The organism is Planktotalea sp. (assembly GCF_039984035.1).
Classification (GTDB): domain Bacteria; phylum Pseudomonadota; class Alphaproteobacteria; order Rhodobacterales; family Rhodobacteraceae; genus Planktotalea.
This window is the reverse complement of record NZ_JBDWVM010000071.1, coordinates 1-3,771: the sequence shown is the minus strand read 5'-3', so window position 1 is coordinate 3,771 and position 3,771 is coordinate 1. Positions and strand designations below refer to the sequence as shown.

Here is a 3,771-nt window from a genome sequence, read left to right as displayed (position 1 = left end):
CAAAACAACCGTTTTCCGCAACGTGCTGGTCTTCCGCCGCCCTGCGAGCGATGATTTGGAGGCGTTCGAACCTCAACTCCTCGCCGCAGCAGAGCCGGAACTGGACGAGGAACCCGAGCAAGAGCTGGACCAAGAGCCAGAGGTCAAACCAGACCCAATCGTAGAGGTCACCCCAGAAGGCGAACTCATCGAAATCTCCGAAGAAGCTGACCTCGACCCCGACACACTCGATGGCGCCCGCAAAGAGCCGCCCGTCGAAACACCCGCAACGACGGAATAACCCCCTTTACCTTCACCATATCAGGGGAGCGCGATCAGGGGAGCGCGTCGCAAGCGCGTTGGGGGCAGCGCCCCCAACCCAAATATCCTGCGCCCGTTAGGGCACATCCAGATCAAGCGCCAAAGCATGGATTCGCCCGATCAGCTCTGGCCCCAGCGCCCCATGCACCATGCGGTGACGCTGAATACGGCTCTTCCCCGTAAACGCATCGGCGCGTATCCGCACATTGTAATGCGTCTCTCCCCCCTCTTGAAATCCCCCATGACCGCGATGGCTTTCACTATCATCGACGATATCCAGCTCAGATGGCGCTAACGCCGCTTCTAATTTCAAACGAATTTCATCTGCCTTCGACATTATTCCAAAACTTCCCTTCTAACCCCTGCCAAATCCTCTATTGTTATGCGCCTGAGTTGACGAGGTGAGCAATGATAAAGAAGAACGACCCTTTCGGATTCGACATGTCTGTAGCATCCGCAAAAAAGAAAAACCCGCGCGGTCGTCGCGGCATGTCTGGCGAGTCCGAGACATCTCAACGCGTGTGTGAACACGCGGGATGTGAACTGCCCGGCAAGTTCCGCGCCCCCCGTGCACCTGACGTTTTGGATGACTACGTTTGGTTCTGCAAAGATCACGTGCGCGAATATAACCTCAAATGGAACTTCTTTAACGGCACGACAGAGGCCGAGATGAATGCCCAGCATTCCAAGGACAAAGTCTGGGAACGCGAAACCAAGCCCGTCAAAGACCCCGAAGCCGCTGCATGGGCGCGCCTTGGCATTGAAGACCCGCATCAGGTTCTCGGCGGCAACGCCACGCGCAACCCCGGCAAGGGTGGCGCAGCTGGCAAGCGCCTTCCCCCGACCGAGCGCCGCGCGATGGAAATCTTGGAAGCCAAGGATTTCTGGAGCAAAGCCGATATTCGCAAGTCTTACAAAGCTTTGATCAAAGTTTTGCACCCCGACATGAACGGCGGCGACCGCTCTCAGGAAGAGCAGTTGCAAGAAGTCGTTTGGGCGTGGGATCAAATCAAAGACAGCCGTAACTTCAAATAACCCCATGCGCGAAACGGACCTCTATCCCCCTGTGAAATCCTTCTTGGAAGCACAGGGGTATGAAGTGAAGGGCGAAGTGGGCAAGCTCGATGTGATGGCGATGCGCGGGGATGAGCCGCCCGTCATTGTCGAACTCAAGACTGGCTTTTCCTTATCGCTTTTTCATCAGGGTGTTGAGCGGCTTTCGATCTGCGATACCGTCTATATTTGCGTGCCGCGCCCCAAGGGCAAAGCAGGTTTGAAATCGCTCAAAAACAACAAAACACTTTGCCGTCGCCTCGGGCTTGGCCTGCTCACCGTGCGCGCCTCTGACAATTTTGTCGAAGCCCATGTCGATCCAACCCCTTACGTGCCGCGCAAATCCAAGAAGAAGACCGACCGCCATCTGCGCGAATTTCAGCGTCTTGTGGGTGATCCCAACACAGGCGGCTCAACGCGCCAGGGATTGGTCACAGCTTACCGCCAGGACGCGTTAAAATGCCTTGGTTTCCTAGAGGGGCATGGCCCCACCAAAGCCTCTGAAATCGCTAAGAAAACAGGCGTTCCAAAGGCGCGTGATTTGATGTCTCACAATCACTATGGCTGGTTTGAACGTATCTCGACAGGCATCTATTGGCTCAGCCCGAAGGGGCAAGATGCGCTAGGCGAATACGAAAGCGAACTTGATGCCATTCGCGAGCTGTATCCAGCGCCCGATGATCCTGCTCCCACAGCCTCAAGCAAGAAATAGATACCGTGCATACGGCCTAAGGGGCGCCTTCAATAGCTTGCGACAAAGCATCGAACAGTTCATCAATCGCTTTCGTCTTCACTTGGTTTTGGCGATATATCAGCCCTAAAACACGCGTCGGTGCATCCGCGCCAAGACTGATGCGTTTGACCGGAACCACATCGATTGGCTTGACCGCAAGGTCAGGCACGATGGAAACACCCAGATTTGCCTGCACCATGGATGCAATCGCTTCAGGGCTATCCAATTCCATCGTCTCGGACACTTGAATGCGGCGCGCTGAAATCCAATTGTCTATCAACGTTCCGACCACTGCATTCCTGTCGTAGCGAATGAAGGGCCGCGATTTCAGCAGCTTGATGGGATCACCCTCAGGATCATCAATGGACGTAATCAACTGCATCGGCTCCCGTGTCAGCTCCCGAAAGGTTAACCCCTTGGGCAAGAGGTTGGGCTTGACGACAATGGCAGCATCCAAAGTGCCCCTTTCAATTTCGACCAGTAAAGTCCCCGTCAGCCCCGGTCGGATATGCAAGCCAATCTCGGGAAACTTCGACTTCAATATAGACATCGCTTTGGGCGTCAGCCCCGTCAGCGTCGTGCGCAGAACACCGAATGCAATCGTCCCGCTTAACCCGCCATCCCCCAAAGCGGAGGGAACCAGATTGTCATAGCTTTCAATCAAAAGGCGCGCCTTGCTCACAACCTTATGTGCGATTGGGGTCAATTCAGGGGTACGCGTGCTGCGATCAAACAGGGCCACGCCAAGATCGGCCTCCAGCGCCTGCATCTGTTGGCTCACGGCAGCATGGGTTACATGAACCACATCCGCCGCAGCGCTGAATGTTTTAGAATCCGAGATCGCAACAAGGGTTCGAAGTTGTCGAATTGTCATTCTCTCATGCTCCTCAAACGGCAAGCTACGCCGTGACCTATGATCAGGTTGAAACCCTCATCACGTGTCACCGCACAGCGGTTTCCACTAACTACTGAAAGTTTTTCTAAACATAATGTAAGAAAAATTGGTTTTATAGACATAAAAATTTACTGATAGGCTGCTCCAATGACCCCAAGAGGATGAACAATGCGCGCAGCCGTCGTCAGAGAATTTAACGAAGACCTCTCCATCGAAGAGGTGCCAGACCCCGCCTGCCCCGAAAATGGCGTCGTTCTTGAAGTGGCGGCTTGCGGCGTGTGTCGCTCTGATTATCACGGCTGGGTCGGTGGCCACCCCAAGGTGTCGAACGGCTCCATCTTGGGCCATGAATATTGCGGCACCGTTGTGCAGGCTGGCGCGCGTGCCAAATATAAGGTTGGCGACAGATTGATCGCGCCCTTCATTCTGGGTTGCGGCGATTGCCCTGCCTGTCGCACAGGCACCTCAAACACCTGCGAAAGCGCGATTGTTCCTGGCTTTGGCGCCCCCGGGGCCTATGCCGAATTCGTCGCAGTCCCCTTTGATCACAACCTTGTTCACCTGCCCGACAGCTTGTCGCCAGCCCTCGCCGCGGGACTTGGATGCCGCGTGACGACAGCGTGGCACGCTCTTACAGATCGCGCGAATGTGCGCGCTGGCGAATGGGTCGCAGTGCATGGAACGGGTGGCATCGGCCTTTCGGCGTTGCTGCTTGCTAAAATGCTGGGCGCGCGGGTCGTCGTGGTCGATATCGTGCAAGAAAAGCTGGATCACGCCCTGCAATTGGGCG

At 55.5% G+C, this 3,771-nt stretch carries 5 protein-coding genes and 1 pseudogene; 4 read left to right on the top strand and 2 right to left on the bottom strand.

Annotation, left to right across the window (positions count from 1 at the left end; genetic code table 11):
* Positions 1-280 (top strand): annotated as a pseudogene (locus tag ABJQ89_RS03230) (hypothetical protein); the annotation flags it as partial.
* 96 nt (positions 281-376) lie between these two features.
* Here the strand turns inward: ABJQ89_RS03230 and ABJQ89_RS03225 are convergent.
* A complete protein-coding gene (locus tag ABJQ89_RS03225; RefSeq protein WP_348494833.1) occupies positions 377-637 on the bottom strand; it encodes a BolA family protein in 261 nt (86 codons plus the stop codon).
* Positions 638-711: 74 nt separating this feature from the next.
* On the opposite strand from ABJQ89_RS03225, the gene ABJQ89_RS03220 reads away from it, so the two are divergent.
* Together ABJQ89_RS03220 and ABJQ89_RS03215 are read left to right on the top strand one after the other, a co-directional pair.
* Positions 712-1,335: a J domain-containing protein gene (locus ABJQ89_RS03220; RefSeq protein WP_348494834.1), complete on the top strand. Its 624-nt coding sequence runs from the start codon at positions 712-714 to the stop codon at positions 1,333-1,335.
* A gap of 4 nt (positions 1,336-1,339) precedes the next feature.
* Complete coding sequence (locus ABJQ89_RS03215) at positions 1,340-2,065, top strand: DUF2161 family putative PD-(D/E)XK-type phosphodiesterase (protein WP_348494832.1); 726 nt, start codon at positions 1,340-1,342, stop codon at positions 2,063-2,065.
* Between the two features lie 16 nt (positions 2,066-2,081).
* Here the strand turns inward: ABJQ89_RS03215 and ABJQ89_RS03210 are convergent, their stop codons facing one another.
* A complete protein-coding gene (locus ABJQ89_RS03210; protein WP_348494831.1) occupies positions 2,082-2,960 on the bottom strand; it encodes a LysR family transcriptional regulator in 879 nt (292 codons plus the stop codon).
* 189 nt (positions 2,961-3,149) lie between these two features.
* On the opposite strand from ABJQ89_RS03210, the gene ABJQ89_RS03205 reads away from it, so the two are divergent.
* Positions 3,150-3,771, top strand: a 622-nt coding sequence (locus ABJQ89_RS03205; RefSeq protein WP_348494830.1) for an alcohol dehydrogenase catalytic domain-containing protein, incomplete at its 3' end; no start/stop codon positions are given.

Excerpts from the sequence above, each read along its gene's own strand:
- ABJQ89_RS03210 (WP_348494831.1), bottom strand. The coding sequence starts at position 2,960 with ATGACAATTCGACAACTTCGAACCCTTGTTGCGATCTCGGATTCTAAA.
- ABJQ89_RS03215 (WP_348494832.1), top strand. The coding sequence starts at position 1,340 with ATGCGCGAAACGGACCTCTATCCCCCTGTGAAATCCTTCTTGGAAGCA.
- ABJQ89_RS03225 (WP_348494833.1), bottom strand. The coding sequence starts at position 637 with ATGTCGAAGGCAGATGAAATTCGTTTGAAATTAGAAGCGGCGTTAGCG.